This is a genomic window from Prosthecobacter dejongeii (assembly GCF_014203045.1).
GTDB classification, from domain to species: Bacteria; Verrucomicrobiota; Verrucomicrobiia; order Verrucomicrobiales; family Verrucomicrobiaceae; genus Prosthecobacter; species Prosthecobacter dejongeii.
In genome coordinates, this window is sequence record NZ_JACHIF010000002.1 from 18,721 (window position 1) to 41,177 (window position 22,457).

A 22,457-nucleotide genomic window follows, 5' to 3' on the forward strand; every position below is an offset into this window, starting at 1 on the left:
GTCCTCCATCCTTCTCAATAGAGAGCATGATTGCCGAACTAAACATAAAACTTTTTGGCGATGTCCAGATCGTGGATGTGTATGCAAACAAGCGAGGGATGGTTTTCGGTGAATCAACCATTTTGAGAGATTTTGGCCCTTCTTTAAAAGGGAAAAACATCCTCGATATTGGCGTGGGTGCAGGCAGGACGACTGCTTTCTTGTTGGAGTGTGCTCCACAGCGTTATGTGGGGGTCGATTTCGCCCCGAATATGGTTGAAAAATGTCGTCAACGCTTTCCTGGCAATGACTTTAGATCTGCAGATGCCCGTTCTTTGACTGACTTTAGCGAGGGCGAATTTGACTTTGTGATGTTCTCTTGGAGTGGGATTGATTGCGTCAATCATGAGGATCGCCTCAAGATCTTAGCCGAGGTTCGTCGGGTGTTGGCACCCGGCGGCTTATTTGCTTTTTCGTCGGCCAATGCCCGTTCAATAAGTGGCCCTCCCTGGTCCTTGGCCGCGATTCAAGATTTATATTTGAGTTGGTCACCGCGCGGGATCGCTCGAGCCTCGCGAGATTTTTTGGAAGGGGTGAGAAACTACGTGCTTCACCGCAAAGATCAGGAGTTTCATGAAGACTATGTGATCAATCTGGATGCCGCGCATTCGTTTCGCCTGTTGCGTTACAACATCGCACCAGACAAGCAGGCCATTCAGCTCAAAGCGGCTGGTTTTACCCATGTGCGTGCGCTGGACAAAAAGGGGGCCTACCGTGACCTTACGGATGTGTCATTGCGTGAAACGCCGATTTACTATCTCTGCGAAAAAGCGGCTTAGTTGGGCCTGAGTTATGATGCAGGTCTTCAAACAACTTGTTTTGCGGGGCATTTTATGGTCAGGCATTCCTCATCTGTTTAGATGGTGGAACCGGGAGCGGGCCGCTATTTTGATGTTTCATGGCCTGACGGATCGGCAGCATTCGGGCTTGGAAAATTGCCAACACAAGCACCTGCATGTGAAACGTTTTGAAGCGTTTCTACAACATCTTAAAGATCACTTCCAGGTCATCCCTTTGGATGAGTTGATCCGCTGCCTACGACTAGGCCTACCCGTGCCGAAATCCAGTGTCGTATTGACTTTCGATGATGGTTTTTTATCCAATTACACTTTAGCATTTCCGTTGCTGAAGAAGTACAAGATGCCAGCCACGATCTTCCTCGCGACCGAGTTTGTCTCTGAGAAAAAACCCATTTGGGTGGACCGTGTGGACTATGCTCTGGATCATGCTGGCAGGACTAAGGCAGAGCTGGTGGAAACGAAGAAGAAGTTCAAATCCATGGCCCCAGCGGACCTGATGCCAGCACTGCAACATTTGGAGACTTCGTTGGGGCATCGGCTAGAGAATTCAAATGCCGAAAATGCTCCGCCTATTTTTCGCGCCCTGGACTGGGAGCATGTGAGAGAGATGCAGGAATCGGGGCTGATCACCCTGGCAGCGCACACGCACTGCCATTGGATTTTAGGACGGTGCAGCGCCGAAGTGGTGAAGGCTGAGGTGCAGAGATCTAAAGAAATCATCGAACAAGAAACGGGCCGCCCTTGCATCCACTTTTGCTACCCGAATGGCAGCCGAGAAGATTTTTCTTCTGAGACGGAGAGCATCATAAAAGACTTGGGTTTTGAATCTACTATGACCACGTTGTGTGGGTTTACCCAGCCCGGGGAGAGCCCTTATTTGCTAAAGCGTTTTGGCATTACCGACGATATGGACTTGATGAAATTCCAGTGGTTGATGTCTGGCATGGATCGCAATCAGGTATGAGCGACCTTGGGCGGACATCTGTCGAGACGCGAGGGGAAAAAGGCAGTGCCGTGCTGCTGGTATCGCACAATTTTCCGCCTCTGCATGGAGCTGAATCATTGTTGGTTAGAAACAATGCGGTGGACCTGCACCAGCGTGGCTGGCAGGTGGGGGTGGTGACCTCTCCACGGCACTCTAGCCGGGCGAAAGTGGATGCTGGCCTTTTGGCGGATTTACCCCCTGAGATCGAAGTTCTACGGACTGAATCCAACGGTGGGCTTAGCCAGCCTGACATGGGAAAGATCCAGCGTGTGCTTTTGGGGCATGTGGAAAGCCGCTGGCTGCCCTGTCCTAATTTGATGTGGGAAAGAGAAGCTGTGCGTTTAGGCCTCGGCTGGCTGGCTAAAAATCCAGAAGCGGTGATTTATTCACGTGCTCCCCGGAATGTTAGCAATCTGGCAGCACGCGTTTTGAAACAGCATACGCGCAGACCCTGGGTAGCGCATTTCAGTGATCCTTGGTGGGATTTCAGTTATGATGGGCTGATCCACCGGACATGGATTCGCCTGCTGGAGCGTCGAGTGGTGCGGGAGGCAGATGCGCTGGTTTTTCCGAATCGTCCCCTGGCGGATAAAGTGATGGCGAAATATCCCGCTGCCTGGGCAGATAAAGTGCATGTGATCCCGCATGGGTTTGCCAACTTCCCATCCATGCCTAACATTGAGCGTGATCACAAAAGACCTTTGCGCTTATTGCACATGGGGGCTTTTTATCCAGTCTATCGCACTCCGGATACCCTCTTCCAGGGGCTGGCCTTGCTGAATGAGAGAATGCCTTTAAAGGGGAGGTTATCGCTCGAATGTGTGGGAGAAGAGACCACGTGTTTTCAGTCGTTGGTGGACCGTTTAGGTTTGCAGGAGATCGTGAGCTTGAAGCCAGCCGTGCCGTATGCGCAGTGCCAGGAGATGACGGCCCAGGCGGATCTGCTGGTGGTGGTGGATGTCTCTTATGGCCTTCGTGGCGTTTTTTTGCCGACTAAGCTGATCGAATACTTCGCTTTTTTAAAGCCGGTATTAGGCATCGCCCCGCCACGGAGTGCGGTTGCTCAGACACTGCAAAACTGTGGATTGGAATGCCCGAATCAAGATGATCCCCAAGAGATAGCGATGGCGTTAGAGCGGCAGCTTCAGGCCTGGGATGCGGGGATGCTGGAAGTTAGTCCAAGGGGGAAGGCGAAGATGGCGCAGTATCATTTCCCTGTGGTGAATCAGCCGCTGCATGAACTGCTTTCTTCTTTGGCGAGAGGTAGGTTTTGAGGGCTTTGGCCTTTTCAAAAAGGTTGCCCCTTAGCGAGGCTGGATTGCGCGCGTAAAGGTTCATGATGCCGCGTTCTCCATTGCTCCATTCACCTTTGTAGGAGGCTTCTCCGCCAAGGAAGTCATACTCACATAGCCCACGCTGGATGCATGTGTGCAGGAGGTGGGCCATCATGGTGCGGCCGGGCCTCAGCTTTTCATGTTCAGGCAGCCAGCCTCCCTGAAAGCACCAGCCTTTGCCTCCATACGCAAAGTCATAACGGCCTGCAATGATCTGCCCATCCACTTCTAAAAAGATGAGAAGCAACTGGTCCTTCTGATGAAAGCGCGTGGCGATTTCATCGTGAAAGCGCACGTAATTAGGGGAGAGGAAACTCTGCCGCTGGTCTCCCCAGCGGGCGGAGTTCAGCCCTCGCAAGGTGGCCATGCCTTCAGCCACGGTAAAGTCCTGACCGACCCGGCGAATGACAATGTTGTGTTCCCGGTGCAGCTTTTTCCAGCGTTGCCGGTAGGTGGAAGAACGTCTGGCTAAAAAGTCCTCCCACGTCGCAGGAAGGCTGACGTAAGGGGCCTGGGTGATGCGCTGGGTGCGGGGCTGGATGCCACGCGCAACAAAGGCTTTTTGGATCCAGGGCACGCTGCAGGAATCTTCCCGCATGGCTTCAAACTGAAGCAGGTCCCAGCGCTCGGATAAGTCCTCTAAAAGGTATTGGCAGAAAGCCGTAGCGACAGCTTCTTCAAAACCACGTCGCAAGATCCAGTCGAGGTATTCAGAGGCGGTATCGGCTTTTTGTCCGATGAGGAGAAGGTTTCGAATCCATTTCCCGGGGATCTTGGTACCCTGGTCAATCATCATGGCGGCGATGCCCAGCAAACGGCCCGTTTCATCCTCGGCCACGAGGATGGTCCACTGGCCACCCTGGCCATACACGCCGAGCCAAGCATCTAGCCAGTCCCAACTGAGAAAGAGGGCGTCTGCTTGGCTGTCTTTCAGCAGTTCATCCCACCCACCCTTAAGCGAATCCCAACCATCTTGCGTGCTCACTAGGCGGAGCTTGACGGAGGTGGAACGATGAGCTGGGGGGATAACAGGTGTGGTGGGAAACACACGAACAGGGGAGAGTTTAAAAGCGATAGAACAAGAGCTTTTTCAGCAAAATGCAAAGTAACCATCTTCAAGATGGTGGAAAGGCGGTCTTCGCTGCAAGGAGCGGGCGGATGGCTTAAATTCGCCGCAGTAAAATGCCTGCGAGGAGAAGGCTCATCGCTAACCAAGCAAACCATGAACTGATGGGGCGAAGCTGAAAGGCGGCTGGTAGGGCTGCGGTGATGCTAGCTGGCTGATAACTGCCGAGGGCATGCAAAGCATCTGCCGGTTTGCCATCCAGACGATATTCATTGGGGTAGGCGGCGTGGTAGTGACGGACTTCTAGCTTGTCGTGGTCGCGGTCATGCAGACGCAGGGCGATGTGTTGTCGTGTGCCCAGGGGAATCGTGGCTTCATACCGTCCGAGGCCAGTTTCATCCACCTGGATGTTAAAAGGGCGACCGTTTTCATCCAGGGCCTGTGCTTCCATACGTAGGCCTGAGAGCGGGGCTTCTGCATCGTCTCGGCGGTCTAGCCGCACTGTCCAGCGCCCATCGCTGATTTCACTTCGTGCGTCCATTCCAGCTCGATCCATCTTACGCACCACACTGCGCAAGACTTGAGCCCAAAAGCGCCCGCAGCCATCCCAGGCTAACCATTCGCCTCCCCAAGTTTCGGTAAGATCGCCGGTGTAGGCAAGTCCCATGCCTAGCCCGAAACGGCCCACGGCGAGCAGGGGATCTCCGCTTTCCGCCGCTAAAAGTACCTGCACAGCGGGTTTGGCCTCCGTCATGACGTAACCCAGAGTCACGGGGAGGCCATCGGCATCATAACCGGAGAGCATGGGGTGATCTGTGATTTGAATATGTGGGAATAGGCCTTCCTGGGTGGCAGATTTTGATGCTTGAGTCGTCTCCTTGGTAAAGATTTGGGGCAGTGACTCAGCCTCATTGCTTTCATAAAAACGTCCACGCCCCACTTCGGCGATCTGCTGCAGGAGTTCCCCGGCCGAGCCCTCGCCGAGTGCAATGGTAGAGATGGTGATGCCAGAGTCTGCCATCTGCTGGGTGAGGCCGATGTGGTCTGCCTCCTGGGTTTGACCATCGGTGAGGCAGATCATGTGCTTCACCTTGGCGGTGGTGCGGTCCAACATCTCACGCCCTGCCTCCATGGCGGGATACATGAAGGTGCCACCGCTGGCCTCCAACGAATCAATAGCGGCCATGATGGTGCTCTGCTGGGAGGCGGGGGTCATGTCGCAGATGATCTGAGCTTGACCATCAAAACCGATGACGGCGATCTGATCACGGGCAGAAAGCAGCTCCGTGGCGCTTTTGGCGGCCTGCCTAGCCAGAGCGATGGGTTGGCCCTGCATGGAGCCGCTTTTATCCATCACTAGGACCATGGCGAGCGATGGTTTTTCCTTTTCCTTTTCGTAACGGGAGACCAGAGGAAGTACTTCCTCCACGGGGGTTTTATAATAGCCACCGAGGCCGAAGCTATTGTCACTGCCTAGCATCACAAGTCCGCCGCCAAAGTCGGCCACATAACTGCGCAGTAGATTCATCTGGCGGGCGCTCATCTCTGTGGCGGGCAGATTGGCGATGACGATGCAGTCAAAGGCCAGCAGTTCTTCCATTCGATCTGGCAGGCCACGTTTGCCTCGCAGGTCCACCTCAAAGTCCTGCTCCTTCAGAGCACGGACGATGGTGCGCATGTCGCGCTCTTTTTCATGTAGTACCAGCACGCGTGGCTGACCCTGGACATTGAGCGTCATCGAGGCCTGATTATTGATCGGAAAGTGATCTTTCTCCGGCACGATTTCTGCCGTCCACACGCCAGGACCTGGCGTGGTCATTTCCTGGTCAAAAGGTAGCTTGGTTTCTTCACCTGCTTTGAGCGAGACAGATTTTTCCTGCACCATCACGCCTTTGTTTAAAAGCCGCACTCGAGCCTGCATATCGCGGTTGGCACGCACCTTGGCATTCAGTCGCAGCATCTCGCCTTGAAAGGCAAATCCGGTGGTGCTTTCTAGGGCTACGAGCGCGGCTTCTGGTTGGTCTAAAGTGCTGAGTTTAACAAAACGAACGTCCACCTCTTCGCGTCGCAGTTGGTCCAAAGCATCGGTTAGCGAGCTGTCTGTCTCCACGCCATCGCTGAAAAGGATGAGCCGTTTGGCCTTGCCGGCGGGAAAAGAGAGCCGTGAACTCAGAAGGGCATCGCCGAGGCGGGATTCAGAACGGAAGGCGTCATCGGCCAATCCTTTCATCCAGCCTTCCAACAAGGTGCGCATTTCCTTGGGTGATTGCTCACGTACTCCTTTGGCCATGGCAAAGAGGCTGAAGGAGTCTCCCGGCCGTAGTTGCTGAATGCCGTCTTCGATGGGCTTTAATGCCTCCAATGCATCTTTTAACTCCACGGACTGGGAGACATCAACGACGAAGGCAACGTGAGCATCCTCTGTTTGATCTTGGATAAAGGGCTGGCACAGCGCCAGGGCAAGCAATACAATGCCCAGCACTCGCAAGAGGAATGAGGCCCGTTTTAAACCCGTAGGCCGATCCACCAACGAACGCCAGTAGGCAGCTCCTGCTACCAAAAGCAGGAGTAGCCAGAACAGAGGCGTGAAGGTGGTGAAAGTCATGCGTGAATAAGCAAAGTTTGTTAGCCGACTTTTCGGCGATGATAGAGAGCAGACTCTCCGACCAAAGCTACAAGGCCGAGCACGAGCAGCCAGTAGCTGGGTGACTGACCTTGAGCCAGGGGACGGGTAGTGGATTGCAGACTGGCCCGTGCGGCGCTGGATTCAGTGGGGGAAATGAGGGAGCAGGCCACGGTGGTCTGCTGCTCTTTGGTCTGAGCTTGGTAAAAACCTACCTGTTCCAGTCGCAGTGACTCATCGGCTGGTAAGACAAAGGACTGGCCTGTGGGTGTGCGGACCTGGGCCGAGTCCTCCACGCTCATGCTGGGGATGCGGGTAAGGCTACCTGTAGGAAAGGTGGCAGGCAGAGCGGCTTCGCGATGGCTCAGATGAGAGGCCGCATTGTGGGTGAGTACCGGAAACCAAGCGGAAAGATAAAACTGAGCTGCTAGGGGATCTAGATTCACCACGCAGAGGTTGGCCTCTCCCTGACGCACGAGATAGATCAGCGGCACACCACTTTCATCCGCCACGAGGATCACCGATCCGGATGGGGCCTTGAGTTTGCGTGCCCCGGTGAAGTTCATCGTCTCAGCATCCAGGTAGCGTAGCAAGGCATGATCTTTCAGCAGAACACGCGGGATGATCGTCTTCAGTTCATCCCCCAATTCACTCCACAGCAAACTTTCCCCTTGAGGCTGAAAAATTAAAGCTGAGCCCGTGGCTGGCGCTCGGCCCATGGCTAAAAAAAGGCGAGCTTGCTTGGCATCGGTAGCCAGTTGCAGATTCTGCTCGCTGCGCTCAAAGGCACGCACGGCATTTTCCAGGAAGAAGGCGTTTTCTGCCAGCACGCCCACGGGTAGGGGATCTCGCGTGGGCACATGCAGCCACACTTGGTTATCCAGAATTAAGGCATCTTCTTTCTCGATACTGGCTGTCCAGTTACCTGTCTGAGCATCTTCCAGTGTCAGGGTAACCGCCGCATTGAGGCCGGGCTTCACTTGGAGAGGGATGAGTTTGACGAGTTGATGACTGTCTTCATGACGCAGCATCAGGTCCACCGAGACGGTCTCTTTGAAGGTGGATTGCATCACCACAAACAAACCCAGGCGCAGTCCTTCGCCAGGCACGGGGCGCAGATCTGCCCGCACGATGCCGATATTGGGGGCTTCACTGGGGATTTTTAGCACTTCCACTTGGGAGAGCAGGCTGGCATCATCCACGCAGCCGTCGGTGATTAAAATGACACGGGTGTTTTTCAGACCCTCTTGTCCGGGATGTACTGCACGTAAAGCCTCACTTTGAGAGGGAAGTTGGCTGGGCTGGATACTATCCACTGCTTCTAACAAACTGCGTCGGTGCCGGGTGGGTTGGGCACGCATGGTCAGGCGATCTGCCATGCTGGCCACCGCAGCACGCTGGCTGCCGTGAAGGGCGGTGATGAGTTCCCGCGCTTTTTGTTGGGCCCGTTCCAGTCTTGTCTGGCCGTCTTCTTTGGCCGACATGGAGGCGGAGTGATCCACGATGATGAGCAGGTCCTTGCGTTCATCACCTTCCAGGTCCGGCTCAGCTAAAGCCAGTGCAATGGCGGCGAACGCTAATGCCATCAGCAACAGAGACCAGATGTCACGCAGTCTCTTGAAAAGTGCGGAAGAGCGTTTCTCTGTGAAGATCTTCTGCCATAGAAAGAAGGCCGTCACGGGCTTTTTCCGAGGCCGCACTTTGAGGAAATAGATGGCTGCCAGCGGGGCGAGCGCTGCCAGAGTCCACAAAAGAGCTGGATTGAGAAAGGTCACGTCGAAGAGAATTAGGTGACCAAACCACCGCGTCGCAGGAGGTCGGTGATGACTTCTTCAAAGGGCTGATCCGGCGTGGCGCGGATATGGCCGATGCCGCGTTTGGCACAGGTGCTTTTCAGGTTCTCGTTCCACTCCGCCACGGCTTGTTCGTAGAGCTTGGCCTCACGGGGGGAGATGGTGACACGCTGCGCTTGACCGGACTCCACGCACTCCAGGGTGACATCGCCTTTCCATTCGCAATGCAGGTCGTTCGCATCCAGCGTTTGCAGGCAAAAAACTTCATGCTTGTGCCATTGCAGGCGACTGAGGCCCTCTTCAAAACCACCGGGTAACAAAAAGTCTGACACAACACACACAAGGCCTTTGCGGCGGTGACGAGCCTCAAACTCGCGCGCACAAGCAGAAAGGTCAGTGCCGCCGCCGAAGCTGGTGGCTAGCTCCAGAGACTTTAAAAAAGGCAGCACCTGATTTCGTCCGCGGCTGGGTTCAAACAAAGGTAGGAGCTTATCCGCTAGGCCATACACGGCTAGCCGATCTAATGTATTGAGGGCGATGTAGCCCAGGGCTGCGGTGAGTTGTTTGGCATACTCCTGCTTGGAAAGCATGGAGGGGCTGCAATCCAAAAGAAGATAAATCGTGGCATCTTCTTCCAATTCAAAGAGTTTGATTAATAGTGATTCAAACTTGGCATACACACGCCAATCAATGCTGCGATAATCATCGCCTAACGAATATTGCGCATAATCTGCAAAGGTGATGCCGGCACCCTTTTTGTTGCTGCGCCGATCTGCCTGCAACGATCCGCCGAGGATCTTCCTCGCGAGAAGATACAGGGAATCGAGCCGGCGAATGAAGGCGGGATCTGTTAACATGGGGCTTTTCAGAAAGCGAAAGGAAAGCTGAAAATCAGGCTTAGTTACACGCCAAGATTGAGGCTTTCGTGTCGCACTTCATGGGCTAAAAATTAGGCCTTCACCTTCTCAATGACATCGGCGATGACGGTATCCGTCTTCACGCCTTCGGCTTCGCCCTCAAAGGAAAGCAAAACACGGTGGCGGAGAGCGGGAAGGGCAGCTTTGGCGATGTCTTCGCGGGCCACGTGGTAGCGACCGTCCAGCAAAGCCAGAACACGGGCGGCGGCGAGGATGGTCTGTGCACCGCGAGGGGAGGAGCCATGGCGGACATATTTTTTCACACGGTCCGTCGCGTTCACATCCGTGGGGTGAGTAGCGCGGACGATTTTGACAAGGTAATCCTGGATGCTGTTATCCAGCGGGACTTCACGCACTAACTGGCCCATCTTGAGAATGTCTTCACCGCTGGCCACTGCATTGATCTGAGGCACATGACTGCCACCGGTGCGGTTGAGGATTTCATGGAAGTCATCGTGACTCGGCACGGGGACGAAGAGTTTGAAAAAGAAGCGATCTAGCTGTGCTTCAGGAAGAGGGTAGGTGCCGTCTTGCTCAATGGGGTTTTGCGTGGCGAGCACGAAGAAGGGTCTGGCGAGGGAGTGGGTGGTGCCCGCTACCGTCACGCGTTTTTCCTGCATGGTCTCCAGCAGCGCGGATTGGGTCTTTGGCGTGGCACGGTTGATTTCATCTGCCAGCAGCACATTGCAGAAGACAGGGCCTTGCTGGAATTCAAAAACTTTGCGGCCATCCCGATCTACCAGAATTTGCGTGCCGACGATGTCAGCAGGGAGGAGATCTGGGGTGAACTGGATGCGCTGAAACTTCAGGTGCAGAGCTTTCGCCAGTGTGTTGACCAGCGCGGTTTTGCCCAGTCCTGGAACCCCTTCAAGTAGCACATGCCCTCCACACATGACGGAGATGAGGACGTTCTCAATGACATCTCTTTGTCCCACCATGAACTTGGCGATCTCGGCACGAAGTTTTTCAAACGTGTCATGAAAATGCTGAACGGCGGCTGTGGTTTCAGGGGTGGAAGACATGTGAAATGAAAAGGGGATAACAAACGATCATTGTGGACAAGAGGGACAGCATCAATGCTCTGTCAGCCTACCTCAAGGGGGCTGTGATGGACGAATGCGGCTATTTGGATGGCTGTTCTTCTCCCACTTGCTGGATGGCTTTAAAGTATTCCTTCACACCCGATTTGACCTCTGCGGGCACATCCTCACGCTGGACGAAGCTTTCCACCTGTCGCTGCCAAGCACGTTCGCTTTCGTTAGCACGACGGCTCGCAGCTCCACTGCCGCTGTCAGCCGATTCGATGCTAGTGCTGCTGGGGCCCGTGCCTTTTTGGCCTTGGAGTTGGTCGCGATTGCCATTGTCCTGCGTGATTTCGCTTTCATCTCGGCGGTTTTCACTGCTGCCCATCCCCGCTTTTTTCCCGCTTGGCTTTTCTCCCAGACATTGGCTGAGGGAATTGCATTCTTTATTGCCTAAGTAACCTTGGCACTTGGAGGCGCATTGGCTGAGAGATGAAAGCTTTTTCGCAGCATTGCACTGAGCGGCCGATTTGCACAGGCTTTGAGAGAGTTTTGAGATTTGCTGCTGGACTTGGCTCTGGCAGTTTTTGCATTCGGAACTGCTTGGATCCTTTTGCATTTGCTGGTCGAGTTGATTCACCTGTTGTTCCAGGGCGATCATTTGTTCGTCCATGCTTTCTTTTCCAGGATTGCCTTGGCTACCTTGGGCTTGTTGGCTGGATTGACCACTTTTGCTGCTATTGGCTCCTGCGGCAGACTGGGATTCACTTCCTGTCTTTTGCTGGGATTGTTGGCCACTGCGCTGCTGGTAATTGCGTGCGGCGGCGGCCATGCGCTGGGCGGCGGATTTTAGCTTCGCCATTTGCTGGCGAGCTTCTTCGGGCTTTTGGCCTTCGGCCTGTGGTTGCATCTGGCGCAGTTGCTCGGCAGCTTGCTTGTAGTCTTTTTGCTCTAGCGCTTTGGCCATGGGGCGCAGGGGGGCTTCCTGCTGCAATTCTTCAGCGGCTTTGGCGAGGAGTTGTTCTTGACTGCGCAGGCTCAGTTTCTGGGCGGCTTCGGTGATGCGGCGTTCAAGTTCCGCGTATTGCCGCATGGCTTCTTTTTGATCCTTAGTTTCGCGCAATTCCTTCAGCCATTGACGCCATTCATCGGGATTGAGAAGTTCTTTTTCGTCGTCGGGCGTTTGGGTAAGAAGCTGCTCGATTTCTTTTTCTAACTCTTGGTTAATCTCCTCAGTTTTGCGGGAGGTTTCCTGTTCTAGAGAAAGGCGCTCCATGACGATGGGTGAGGGCTTTTTGAAACCCATGACGAGAGAACTCAATAGCAGAATACCTCCGATGGTAAGCAGTTTGCGTGACCAACGCACAGGAATCGTGGCAGGCTGGCAGGAGGCCACCCGGCGGGCGGTATCTTCCACTTGAAGTGCAATGAACTCGCCCTCGCGCTGCTGTTCACTAAATCCCAGGTGGGAGCTCAAGGCATCCTTGAGACCAAAGTGATCATCGGCAAAGCGTGCAGCCTGGCGCTCGTCATCCCGGCCTAACCACCAAGCAAGACCCGTGAGCAAGGGAAAGCCGATGGCGGCTACAACATAGCCGATGCGTGGCACGGAGTAACCTTGGAGAACCCATAATAAACACCACGCGGCTAACAAAAACCCTGTAATCAGAAGGGCCAAAGATACCATTTTCGCCAGCCTTACCCGGTCCAGCCGGGCACGCACAGCGTTGAGGAAAATCTGGATGCGTGATTCAGCAGGCATAGGACGATGGATTTCGGATGGGGTTTATCAGAATGGACTAAAAATAGCAAGACTGGAGACTGCCCGCCCCAGCATTCCTTCTGACATAGACCCCTGGGTAAGCTTGATTGTTGATTCCGTCTGGAGATTCATGGGGAGACTTATTGCAGGCGCTTCAGCGCGGCTTCGACATTGCGCTTTAAACCGGCGCTGATTTTGGGCTCTCGACTGAGCTCAGTCAGTAGCTTGCGAGCCTCGTCCTGACGGCCCAGGCGCTCCAAAAGATCGGTTTTACGCAAGGTGTAGTTGCCCCGTAAGCCTTGGTCAGCGCCAGCCTCTTGGATGGCGAGATCGTAGAGGGGAAGCCCGTCCTCCTTGCCGTTTTGGGCTAGCAGGTCTCCGGCTTCTGCGGTGGTCCGGCCTTTGCGTGGCAAGCTTTTACCTAAGAGGGGAGCGCTAATAGGCAGCTCTTCCAGCGAGATCAGTTTATGGGTATTGACCAGCATGCCGATGAGATTGGGGACACCGGGGCCAGAACTTGGAAACTTAGCTTGAACCCAGGGATCAGTCATCATTTGAAGAAGAATCTTGTGGCGATCATCGAGTGACATTTTGGGCTTAGGTTTGCCGAAGAAACCGGCGCAGACAAAAAAGGTGTTTCTTTTCAGAGCCGCCATCTTTAAGGCCTTCGCATCTGCAGGAGTGAGACTTTTTTGCCAGGCAGCGTAGCTTGTGCTGTCGCCCTGCGAAGCGTGCAGCATGCTTTTCAACAGGATGCTGGTTCCTAGGACATAGCAGTCTTCATGGCGTGGGGCACAGGCGATGAGTTTGTCGGTAAAGGTGATCACGGCTTGGACATCGCAGCGCTCACCCTTTGCCCAGTGCCATGCTAGGTAATCGAGAATGGGAGCCGCGAGGTAAGAGAAAGTGTAAGCAAGCACTTCTTCGGAATGGCTCCCTGAAGCGCTGGCCTGGGCTAGTTTTTCTAATTTAGCGATGAGGTCTGCAGATTCACCTTTTTCCCACAACTTCATGCCCAGACTGACGGCCAGGGGCTTCATGCGTTTGAAAGTTTTCCAAGTTTCTCCCAATTCTAAAATGGCCAGGACATCGGCCTTCGCAGCCACCGCATCGTATTGATCTTTCAGTGGCAGATAAGTCTCATAAATTTCAGCGGTATATTCCAAACAGCGTGCGAGGATAGATTCGTCTGCAAAACGCGTGGATTTCATCTGGGGGACCAGCGCTATCACACGTTTATTGCGATCCATAAAACCCGACCATTGGCTAGGTTTGGGTGGGTCTTTGAGAGTCGTGCAGATGAGTTCTCCCAATAGGGCGAGGTCTTGCCTGTCGGCACAGGCTGTCTTGAATTTGGGCAACTGTTCGGCCAAAGTCTGGGTGAATTCGACGCCTGTCGCAGGATCATAGAGGAAGGTCTCCCAATAAGTTTCTAACCACTGTTTTGCGACTTCATGAGCTCCGTTTGAGACGAGGATCAAAAAGGCATTTGGATCGTCTTCCAATGCTTCATTGGGGTCACTGTGCAGTAGAGTGGTCGTGGCCTCCTCGTGACCAAGACGTGCGACGATGCCGATCATGGCGCACAGCGCTTCCTCACGCGGGTTGTAAGCTCGATTGCGATTGGTGCTTTCGTTGTTGCGGCTGTTGCGCGCTAACCAGGCCTCCCATTGTTCATTGGCCGTCTTTTTCCAGACATCGTCTAAAGGTAAACGGCAGTAAGCGCGGGCGAGAGCTGGGAAATGGAATGTACCGCTGACCGCATGAAACTCTCGGTGTTCTGCTGCTACCAACGCCATGGCTGTGCGCACCACATCAGTATCGGGTCGGCGGAGTTCTTTACGACAAAGATGGGTGGCGAGGGCGATGCGGATTCGGGGATTGAGTTTCGTATTCAGCATCGTCTGGCGGTAATGTGCCCAGGCGGGGGATGTGCCACCGAGTTCTGCCAGTTGCTTTTGCACACCTTCATTCGTGACAGAGCTGTTTTCCGTGCTGAAGAAGATGCGTGCTGCAGCCGCTAATTCTATGCGCAGGGGGCCGGTATCTCCTGTATCTTCTTTGAGAGCGGCCTTGAGGACTGGGAGGCGTGCACCTGCGGGTAACTTGGCGAAGAATTCATAAAACCCGAGAGCCAGCAAAGTCGGTGGTGTTTGGCCTAACTCTTTTTGAAGAGTGATTAACATTTCGTCCACAGCTAAGGCTGGGCGTGCAATGCCTCCGGCCTTTTTCCAGGTTTCTGACAATGTTTGGCCCCAAGTGCCCTCTTCACAGCGACCATCCAGAATCAGCAATCCTGTTTCATCTTCATGGCAGAGTTGCATGGCCAAAGCGAGGGCTGGAAGGCCAGGTGCGAGGTCGTTAAAATCATCCAACAGTTCGCTGCGGTAGGTCCAGCCCATGGTCCAAGTATCTCCGCGCCAGCCGCTGCTGGTAGCCTTGGCCTCGATCATTTTGGCGCCCTGAAGAAAGAGGGCTTTGGCTTTGGCTCGATCCTTGTTGACTAGGTCATGCATCAAGCGCGGGATCTGATCTTCAAACCCATCATCGGTGACATTAAGGTCGCTCAATTTAGTGGCTTTCAGAATGCTATCCGCTTGGCTTAGTTGGGCTGAATTTTCCACACTTAACAGAGGGGCGAGTGCCTTGAGCAATTCTGGATCTGCCGTCTCGGGAGTTTTAAGACTGGGGATGTTGGACTTGAAAAGAGCAGTGAGGGTGGCCACCCTTTCAGGGCGCACGGACTTCAGTTGCTCCGCTCGTTTTTTGGCCACGTTGCTGAGTGCCGCAGAGGGGTCTTCCTTGAGCATGCCTTCCACCATATCCGTGCCAAAAGTGCGTGGCTGCCGCTTAGCCATAGCCTCCCGCAGTTCTGCTAAAATGGTAGGCTTGCCACGAACACTTTGGATAATCTCGGTGAGGGGATGGTTTGCCCGACTGCTTTGAAGGGTCATGAAAGTATCCACTTCGGAGAAAGCATGGGTGGCTTCCAGAAAGGCCAGCAAATCAGCACTGTTACGTGTAACGTTGCTGCGCATTTGGTAAATGTTGTTAGCCAACCAGGCTTCGTTCTTGGTGAGGCCTATCATGCCAGCAATTTTCAGTCCCAGAGAGAGGGCGCCTTCTTCGTCTAATATTTGCTGGAGGGTTTGTCCCACATTGTAGGCTGCTCGGTCATTGCTGTTACCTCCTCGGCTAAACCAGTTGGTGACCCAAGTATTCATGCGCTTTTCCCAGCCTGTTTCAGAGCCAAGAGAGGCGGTCAGCCATTGTTTGAGAAAGTCTTCTATCGGGGCTTCCGGGGCCTGCCTTTGGCGCATCGCCAAGAAGCTGGGAAGGTAATAATACGTGGTGTAGCCATTGGAGGAAGTCTTCTGACTCGCAAGAACGGCGTTATCCAAGACGGTGCCGGGTAATTGACGTTCAACGCAACGATCAACCAGCCAGATCAGTTGGCGTTGTGGACCGTATGAACTGTTTGAGTTTGGCCATGCTGTTTTTGCATAAGTGTTCGCCAGTGAAGAAAACTCTTCAGCGGATGCTTCTCTCAAGCGGGACTGAAGTCGGTAGATCGCTGATTCTGTCTTGCCACGAGCTTGATCCGCTAAAGGCAGGATCTCTTTTTCGATGCGTTCAGAATCCCCTTCTTTCCAGGCTCGCCAAAGGAGGAACTCGACTGGCGTTGGATTCCAGTGGGCGGTGACTTCCCGCGAATAACCATAACGCGAGCGAATGGGGGCTGGTGGGCGACTCAGTGCCGCCGCTTCCTTCAAAATAGCCTGTGCTCGCTGAGAGAGATCGTCATAAACGACTTTCAATTCACCTTTTTCCTGAAGCCTTGCGCAAGCATACCAACTGAACCCCGTATCCGCCAGGGAAGGATGTTTCATGAGAGCTCGGCAGAGGCGTTGATGAACTTCTAGAAGTCGTTTTAATTTTGGGGATTCGGCGTCATCTGCATCTGCACTTGCGCCACGGCGTGTCGAACGCGCATGGATGTAAGGCAGCGCATTCCTGCCATTGCACACGGTGTTAGCGAGGATGGACGGAAGACTGCCTGCCCAGTCGAGTGTATCAGCCAAGTTTTTTTGTGCAGCGATTTCGTCCGCGGCGAGTTCTAGCCTTTGCACGATGGTTTCTGTCAAGCTCAGTCGAGATTCCAGCTCCATGTCATAAGAGTTGCTCAATAGGTTCGTGAGTTCATTTCCAAAACCTTGACCAAGAGACTTGACCGACATCCTTTGCAGCAGTTCACCTGCTTTTTTCGGATCCGTTTTGGCGCTGATGATCATGAGCCTAACTAAAGATTCTTCTTCCTTGGGGTTGGTTTCCAGCAGATTTTCGTAGATAGCTTCGGCTTTAGCTGTCTCATCCAGCATTTCCAACAAGCCTGCAAATTCGCGTTTTTTGTTAGGGTGAGCATTCTCTCCTGGATTGATTTTTTCAATCATCATGGCCTGTGCGTCTTTGGCTTTATGCAAATTGATCAGCTTCTTTGCTTCGGACTTCGCGTAACTCACGTTCCCATTTAGGAAGTTGCTCTGCAGCAGGGCTTGGAGTTGTTTTAAGGTCTCACGCATGGCCGCTTCTTGATTGCCCTGTGAGATCAATTTCTGGATCTGACTGCTGTTGCTAGAGGAGTATGAGACGCTACGTGTGGACGATGCTGGGGCGGGTGTCATCGCCGCGATGCGGGCCAACTGCGCGGCTTCTTCTGTCATTTTCAGGCTCGTCATTACACCGATCAGTTCATCTCGCTGCTGAGGAGAAAGCCTACCCGTGCGAAGTCTTCGCACGGATTGCACGCCCTGTTCCAACTGATCTGGAGTGGGCGAAGAGACGAGTTGTAGAGATTTCAGCAAAGCAGCATCCACGTCTTCACGCAGCGACTTATCCATCGGCGAAGCAACGGCCTGGATCAGGAGCTTGACCGCCCTCACGTGGTCATCCCTTCGCTGAGCAAAGGCCGCCGCTTGAAGTAACTCGGCCTGACTAGCATCTGGGGAGTCTGCACGTGTTGCTAGCTCTTTTTCAATCTGGGCAAAGTCATCGGCCTTGTAGGCCAGCGCCATCCTCAGCAGAGGGGGCTTTACCTCGGAGAGGAAGGGCTTGATCTCTATAAAGGCTAAGTCCGGCTGCCCGTCTTCGGTAGGATTGGGGTTGTAGATGTCTTTGCGGTAAAACCACAGAGCTAAATGGCTGGGGAAAGCAACCGCCACAGGGAAGGGGAGCGGCTCAAGGAGCGTCTGGTGAGAGTTGCCAAACTGGGCCATCGTGCTTTTGACCGCACTATTATGTTTGAGCCCATCGCCTTCAAAAAGTCGGATTTCTTCTTCCAATAAAACGATCAGCTCTTTCCAACCTCCCGAGGCTACCAAGGCATTGGCCACATAAGCAAAGGGCATCACGCGTGAGGCATCTACTGGGTGAGCTTTGAGGATCGCTACGAGTAGTTTTTGAAATCGGTGCTTCTGGTTATCCGTGAGAGCTGCAGGAGTGTCGGACGGGTTGATGCGCTGGCCACCCCCTAGAAGTTGGCTGAACGGGTAAAGGCAATCTATAGGGGCATCTGGGCGCTTTTCATAGACTTCCAAAAGTTCATCCATCCACTTGCTGCCTAGTTCTGGCTGATTACGCAAAGCCACAAGGGCAGCAGAGAAGGCAATGTTTGGGCTTTTGGCACCGAAGGTTTGATACACTCGCTGGATCGCTTCAGGTGTGAGTTCGCTGGCATTGCGTGTCGCGTCATAGGCGAGCAAGGTGGGATCCCAGCCTGACTTTTCTGTGGCACCTTCCGCTGTTTTGATATTCAGGCGAGTGATGTCAATTTGTAGGTGCTGAAGTTGCTTCGTATTTGGCATGCCCGCAGCCGCAGCTTTCTGCCAAAGCTCCGCTGTTTGGGCCGCATCTAACGATTGGCTCAGCATGATCAAATGATGCGCGGCGAGGGAAGGCAATTCCTCCGCCGTGCTAGGCAGGCGCACGACCCCCGAGCTACTGCGCACATTGTAGCGTTTGACGTATTGATGGTAGTAGCTCTGGTAAACTCCAGGACCCATGAGGTTCATGAAGGTCTTAAAATCTGACGGCAGATTTTCTTCAGCAGCCTTCTGCATGCGTAAATAAATGGCTGTGAGCGGGTTGGTGTTCGCCGATGCTTTTTTGATTTCGGGTAGCTCTTCCTTGAGTTGCATCAGGTTCAAAAAGGCCTGGATTGCTTCAGGCGTTTGGCCGTTTTCTTCCAGAGCTACGGCTTTGAAATAAGCGAGCCGGTAGTCTTTGGGATGCGCTAGACTCAGAGGTTCTAAAAACTCTTTCAGTCGTGCCCAGTCTCCTTTTGCCGCCATCGCATCAGCCATGCGAAGGGCATCTTTGGGATCCATTTGGCTGCCGCCGGCGATTTCAAAGAGCATCCGATAACCGGCATTCTCATCGCCGTATGTGATGTGGACGCTGGCCATTTGCTGGCGACTGCGATTGCTGGTATCCAGAGAGGCTGCTTTTTCCAAGGTCCGTAGGGATTGCTGCCACTGCCCACTCTCTTCCTCTGCACGGGCTAGTTGGAGGAGGAGGCCCACGTCCCGAGGTTGCAGGCGTGAGGCTTCGGTGAGGGCCTGCCGATATTCGTTTTCATTTTGGCCGACGCGTTGAATTTCAGCCAGCGCCATCCAGGCCTGAGGATCTTCCCGATTCGCACGCTGGCGTTCTTTGAAGAGTTCGAGGATGCGGCTGAGTTCTCCCCTTGAGTAGGCTGACTGCGCTAGAGTGGTGACCCAGCGTTTTTTTTCTTCTGGGGATTCGGCAGTCTCATAAAAGCGTAAGTAAATGCGCTGTGCTTCCGCCGCCTGTCCGTTGACGTTAAGCATAGCGGCTAGAGCCACACTGAGAGCTTCTTCATCTTCAAACTTGCGAACAGCCGTGCGTAGCACCTTGACGGCCTCCGTGGTTTTACCAGTGTTGCCCAGAATTTGTGCTTCGATCAACCACGGTTGAGAAGCGGTGGGCGAAATTGCCTTCCAGTCGCTGATTCTGGCGAGAGCCTTTTCAGGATCGCCTGAGCGGTTGTGGAAGTCCACCACACGTTGGATATGGGCAGATGTGCGGCCCTCTGGTAAGGACAGTAACTTTTCCGCTTCTAAGGCTGCCCGAGGCCAGTCCTGGCGTTTTTCGAGCAGCCGTACAAGTCGCCCTTGCGCAGTAAGTTTATCTTCATTTGACGAAGAACGCAAAGTTTGTTCGGCTGCTTCTGTTGCACCTAAATTTTCTTGCAAGGCTGAAAGAAGTGCGCGTTCTTGGATGGTAAGATTTTTCTTGTCGGTCAGTTTGCTGACGGTGTTTTGGATGGCAGCGGCTTGTGTCATTAAGTCCGTAGCTTGACGGATGGCATCATCCAACTGGCCACTTTCTTGAGCTAATCGCACCCGGTCCAGCGCCCATGGAACGGCCTCGGTAAGTTGCTGGAGGCGCAGTTGGGCAGCGTCTTGACCTTCTTTAACGGCACTGTCTTTAGCCGTTAGAGTTGCTGCGATGAGGGCCGTTAAGAAGCGGTCATTTTGCCCCCAAGTTTTTTGATGCGCATGGAGCACTTCACGTGCGGTGTTCGATTCCTGCCGGGTCGTCAAAGCTTGTGCAACAGCTAGGAGTTGATCCAGATCCTGCGTATTGGCCAGGCCACGCCAGAGGGTGAGTGCAGGCTCTTTCTCACCCGTCCGGTGTAGGTAGTGGGCTTGAGCATCCTTGGCGGTTGGGCTTTCAGGAAAAGCTTTCACGAGCGTTTCGTAGGCTGCCTTGGTCTCAGGCTTTAGATCCCAACTTTCTAGCAAGCGTGCCACGCGCAGGTGCTCGTATTCACCGATGGCAGGTTGGGCCAGATAGGCAGCGAGGGCTGCTTTAGCCGAAGGTATGTCGCCTTGCTTTTGCTGTAGGCTAGCAAGACGTAAATGCAGTTCTGCATCCGTGGGATTTTGTTCTTGGAGCAGCTTCGTCTGAGCAATGGCCTCGGAGTATTTTTGTTGGCGTGTGAGAAGGTCCAGATAGGTTTCTCGCAGTTCGCGCTGGCCGGGAGTGCGCTGGAGCAATTCCTGGTAGGTGGCGAGGGCTTTGTCTCCGGCTCCAGTTTCCGCTTGGAGGCGGGCTCGCTGCTGAATGAGTCCCGTTCGTTGGGGGTGCTCCTTCGCTAGTTTTTCCAAATGGTCCAATAGACCTGCGAGGTCACCCCCGCGTCGGAAAGCGGTCTCGATCTGGGATAAGACTTCTCTCTCCACCCAGGTATCTTGACCTGACTGGGCAAGAGCTTCACTATAGACCTTTAGGGCCTCTTTCTGCTTGGAACTCCGCATGAACATGTCTCCTAGCAGGAGACGTCGTGTGACCTTGACCGAGGGGTCGCGGGTCTTGTCGATGAGGCTGGACGTTAAGTTAGCCGCGTCTTGGAAAAGGGCTTCGTCTAGTTGCAGTTCGATGACTTCTTCCGTAAGATCCTCGTCTTCAGGACGAGCTGCTAACAAACTTTGCCAAGTTTTCAAGGCTTCCTCCGTGCGTCCAACACGAAGCAATAAACGGCCACGCATCTTGCCAATGTCCAGTGCAAGTTCCGCAGACGGTTTTTGGGCTGAGGCTTGATCGAGTGACTTGAGCGCGGGCTCGAAGTCTAAAAGTCGTGCCTCGAGTTTTGCACGCTGTAACCAGGCGCTGGCGTTTTGGTTATCTTTGGTTAGGGCCTCTGTGTATGCTTTGAGCGCGTCTTGTTCGCGACCTTCATATTCGTGAAAGAGCGCCAGCACCAGGAGGTCTGCCGCAGTGCTACTGCGTTGCTTGAGAAAACTGGCGAGAGAGTCTGAGGTGCCTGTCTCTAACCAGGCACCGATGAATCGGTCTAGCACCAGCCCAGTTTGAGGGCGCTTGAGCAGCATGTCATGGTAACGGGTGGCTTGCTCAGACTGCGCAAGCACGCGTGTCTCTAGAGTGCCAAACATACCCGTCAGACTGAGCCCAATGATTTTTAGCCAAAAGCGCATCTTGGCAGGGGGGAGGGGCTGGTGATTGACCTTCAACGGTTGAGAGGTGCGGATCCGGGATGACATGGCGTGCTGGAATTCCGAAGCGGTTTATCAGAACGAATCTTGAGAAACAAGGCTGTATTTCAGACTTGTTCTTATGAACGGTTTGCAGGTCGGGCCACGATTCTGCGCGGCCAATGCAGTTGTGTCTGTCATCAGACCGCCCACCTCAATAGGACGATTGAAGTGGGAATTTATTGGGGAAAGAACAGGCTATTTTAATTCGGCATATTTTAGAGATCCATGCTTGTGGGCATTTCTACGGCTTAACTTTAACGCTCAAGCTTGCTGCACTGCCTTCGGGACGTAGAATAGAGCGGAATGGCTAGACTTTTTTGCTCTCTCAGGTTTTTTGCTTTTGCCATGTTGTTGATGGTGAGTGTGGCGGAAGCTGGTGCGGTACCAGGGCTCATCATTCCTCTGCATGAAGTGAAAGTGGGCACGCCTGTGGAAGGCTTGGTCAAAGAGGTCCTCGTGAGCGAAGGGGACAGTGTGGAATCTGGACAGGTCGTGGTCCAGCTAACGGATGATCTGGAAAAGCTGGATCTTGAGCGAGCTGAGAAGGTACTGGAGAAGGCGAAGTTTGACCATGAAGCGGCGCAAAAACTTTTGAAGGAAAACATCAGCACGCGTGAGGAGGCTTTACGAAAAAGCATCGAGCATGATCTGGCGCGGATTCAGCGTGATGCTGCTCGGGTGCGATTAGAACAGAAGACTCTGCGTGCTCCCCTGCAAGGGGTGGTGGTAAATCGCGGGAAGGAACCTGGTGAGGCCGTACAACTGCACGAGGTGTTGTTAGAGATCGTGCACATTCGGCAGGTTGAGGCTCAGTTTTATTTAGAGCCTGCGCAGGCTCTAAAAGTTAAGAAGGGTGAAAAGCGGAAACTGCGAGTTTCTTCGTTACCCGAGTCTGCGGAAATCCTCGGAGAGGTCGTTTTTCTGGACCCCCGAATGGACGCGGAGAGTGGGCTTTATCGGGTAAAGTTGCGTGTGGATAATGCGGATCTACGGCTGAAGGCAGGCATGAGGGTGGAGGCCGATCTAGCCCAGCCTTGAC

The 22,457-nt window shown here is 53.8% G+C and carries 11 protein-coding genes; 4 read left to right on the top strand and 7 right to left on the bottom strand.

Annotated elements, in window-relative coordinates:
• Positions 1-26 precede the first annotated feature (26 nt).
• From HNQ64_RS05350 to HNQ64_RS05360, 3 genes are read left to right on the top strand one after another with little or no spacing between them, the layout of a single operon-like run.
• Complete coding sequence (locus tag HNQ64_RS05350) at positions 27-818, top strand: class I SAM-dependent methyltransferase (protein ID WP_184206212.1); 792 nt, start codon at positions 27-29, stop codon at positions 816-818.
• Positions 819-831: 13 nt separating this feature from the next.
• Positions 832-1,803, top strand: coding sequence for a polysaccharide deacetylase family protein (locus tag HNQ64_RS05355; protein WP_184206214.1), 972 nt, complete (start codon positions 832-834; stop codon positions 1,801-1,803).
• Positions 1,800-3,098 carry a glycosyltransferase gene (locus HNQ64_RS05360; protein ID WP_184206216.1) on the top strand — a complete coding sequence of 433 codons (1,299 nt, stop codon included), beginning with the start codon at positions 1,800-1,802 and terminating at the stop codon, positions 3,096-3,098. The genes HNQ64_RS05355 and HNQ64_RS05360 overlap by 4 nt, the downstream gene beginning before the upstream one ends.
• On the opposite strand, the gene HNQ64_RS24265 is transcribed toward HNQ64_RS05360, so the two are convergent.
• The 7 genes from HNQ64_RS24265 to HNQ64_RS05395 form a co-directional block, all read right to left on the bottom strand.
• Positions 2,998-4,206, bottom strand: coding sequence for a GNAT family N-acetyltransferase (locus tag HNQ64_RS24265; RefSeq protein WP_184206218.1), 1,209 nt, complete (start codon positions 4,204-4,206; stop codon positions 2,998-3,000). The genes HNQ64_RS05360 and HNQ64_RS24265 overlap by 101 nt on opposite strands.
• A gap of 115 nt (positions 4,207-4,321) precedes the next feature.
• Positions 4,322-6,829, bottom strand: a complete 2,508-nt coding sequence (locus HNQ64_RS05370; RefSeq protein ID WP_184206220.1) for a VWA domain-containing protein — start codon at positions 6,827-6,829, stop codon at positions 4,322-4,324.
• A gap of 20 nt (positions 6,830-6,849) precedes the next feature.
• A complete protein-coding gene (locus HNQ64_RS05375) occupies positions 6,850-8,622 on the bottom strand; it encodes a VWA domain-containing protein (RefSeq protein ID WP_184206222.1) in 1,773 nt (590 codons plus the stop codon).
• 11 nt (positions 8,623-8,633) lie between these two features.
• Positions 8,634-9,497, bottom strand: coding sequence for a DUF58 domain-containing protein (locus tag HNQ64_RS05380; RefSeq protein ID WP_184206224.1), 864 nt, complete (start codon positions 9,495-9,497; stop codon positions 8,634-8,636).
• Positions 9,498-9,589: 92 nt separating this feature from the next.
• Complete coding sequence (locus tag HNQ64_RS05385) at positions 9,590-10,579, bottom strand: AAA family ATPase (protein ID WP_184206226.1); 990 nt, start codon at positions 10,577-10,579, stop codon at positions 9,590-9,592.
• Positions 10,580-10,679: 100 nt separating this feature from the next.
• Entirely contained in the window at positions 10,680-12,341 is a 1,662-nt protein-coding gene (locus HNQ64_RS05390) for a hypothetical protein (protein WP_184206228.1), read from the bottom strand.
• Between the two features lie 140 nt (positions 12,342-12,481).
• Positions 12,482-21,424 (bottom strand): tetratricopeptide repeat protein, encoded by an 8,943-nt coding sequence (locus HNQ64_RS05395; RefSeq protein ID WP_184206230.1) that lies wholly within the window; start codon positions 21,422-21,424, stop codon positions 12,482-12,484.
• 339 nt (positions 21,425-21,763) lie between these two features.
• On the opposite strand from HNQ64_RS05395, the gene HNQ64_RS05400 reads away from it, so the two are divergent.
• Entirely contained in the window at positions 21,764-22,456 is a 693-nt protein-coding gene (locus tag HNQ64_RS05400) for an efflux RND transporter periplasmic adaptor subunit (protein ID WP_184206232.1), read from the top strand.
• Position 22,457: the final 1 nt, after the last annotated feature.

Coding starts and splice junctions, on each gene's coding strand:
- HNQ64_RS05400 (WP_184206232.1), top strand. CDS start 21,764: ATGTTGTTGATGGTGAGTGTGGCGGAAGCTGGTGCGGTACCAGGGCTC.
- HNQ64_RS05395 (WP_184206230.1), bottom strand. CDS start 21,424: ATGTCATCCCGGATCCGCACCTCTCAACCGTTGAAGGTCAATCACCAG.
- HNQ64_RS05355 (WP_184206214.1), top strand. CDS start 832: ATGATGCAGGTCTTCAAACAACTTGTTTTGCGGGGCATTTTATGGTCA.
- HNQ64_RS05370 (WP_184206220.1), bottom strand. CDS start 6,829: ATGACTTTCACCACCTTCACGCCTCTGTTCTGGCTACTCCTGCTTTTG.
- HNQ64_RS05385 (WP_184206226.1), bottom strand. CDS start 10,579: ATGTCTTCCACCCCTGAAACCACAGCCGCCGTTCAGCATTTTCATGAC.
- HNQ64_RS05390 (WP_184206228.1), bottom strand. CDS start 12,341: ATGCCTGCTGAATCACGCATCCAGATTTTCCTCAACGCTGTGCGTGCC.
- HNQ64_RS05350 (WP_184206212.1), top strand. CDS start 27: ATGATTGCCGAACTAAACATAAAACTTTTTGGCGATGTCCAGATCGTG.
- HNQ64_RS05360 (WP_184206216.1), top strand. CDS start 1,800: ATGAGCGACCTTGGGCGGACATCTGTCGAGACGCGAGGGGAAAAAGGC.
- HNQ64_RS05380 (WP_184206224.1), bottom strand. CDS start 9,497: ATGTTAACAGATCCCGCCTTCATTCGCCGGCTCGATTCCCTGTATCTT.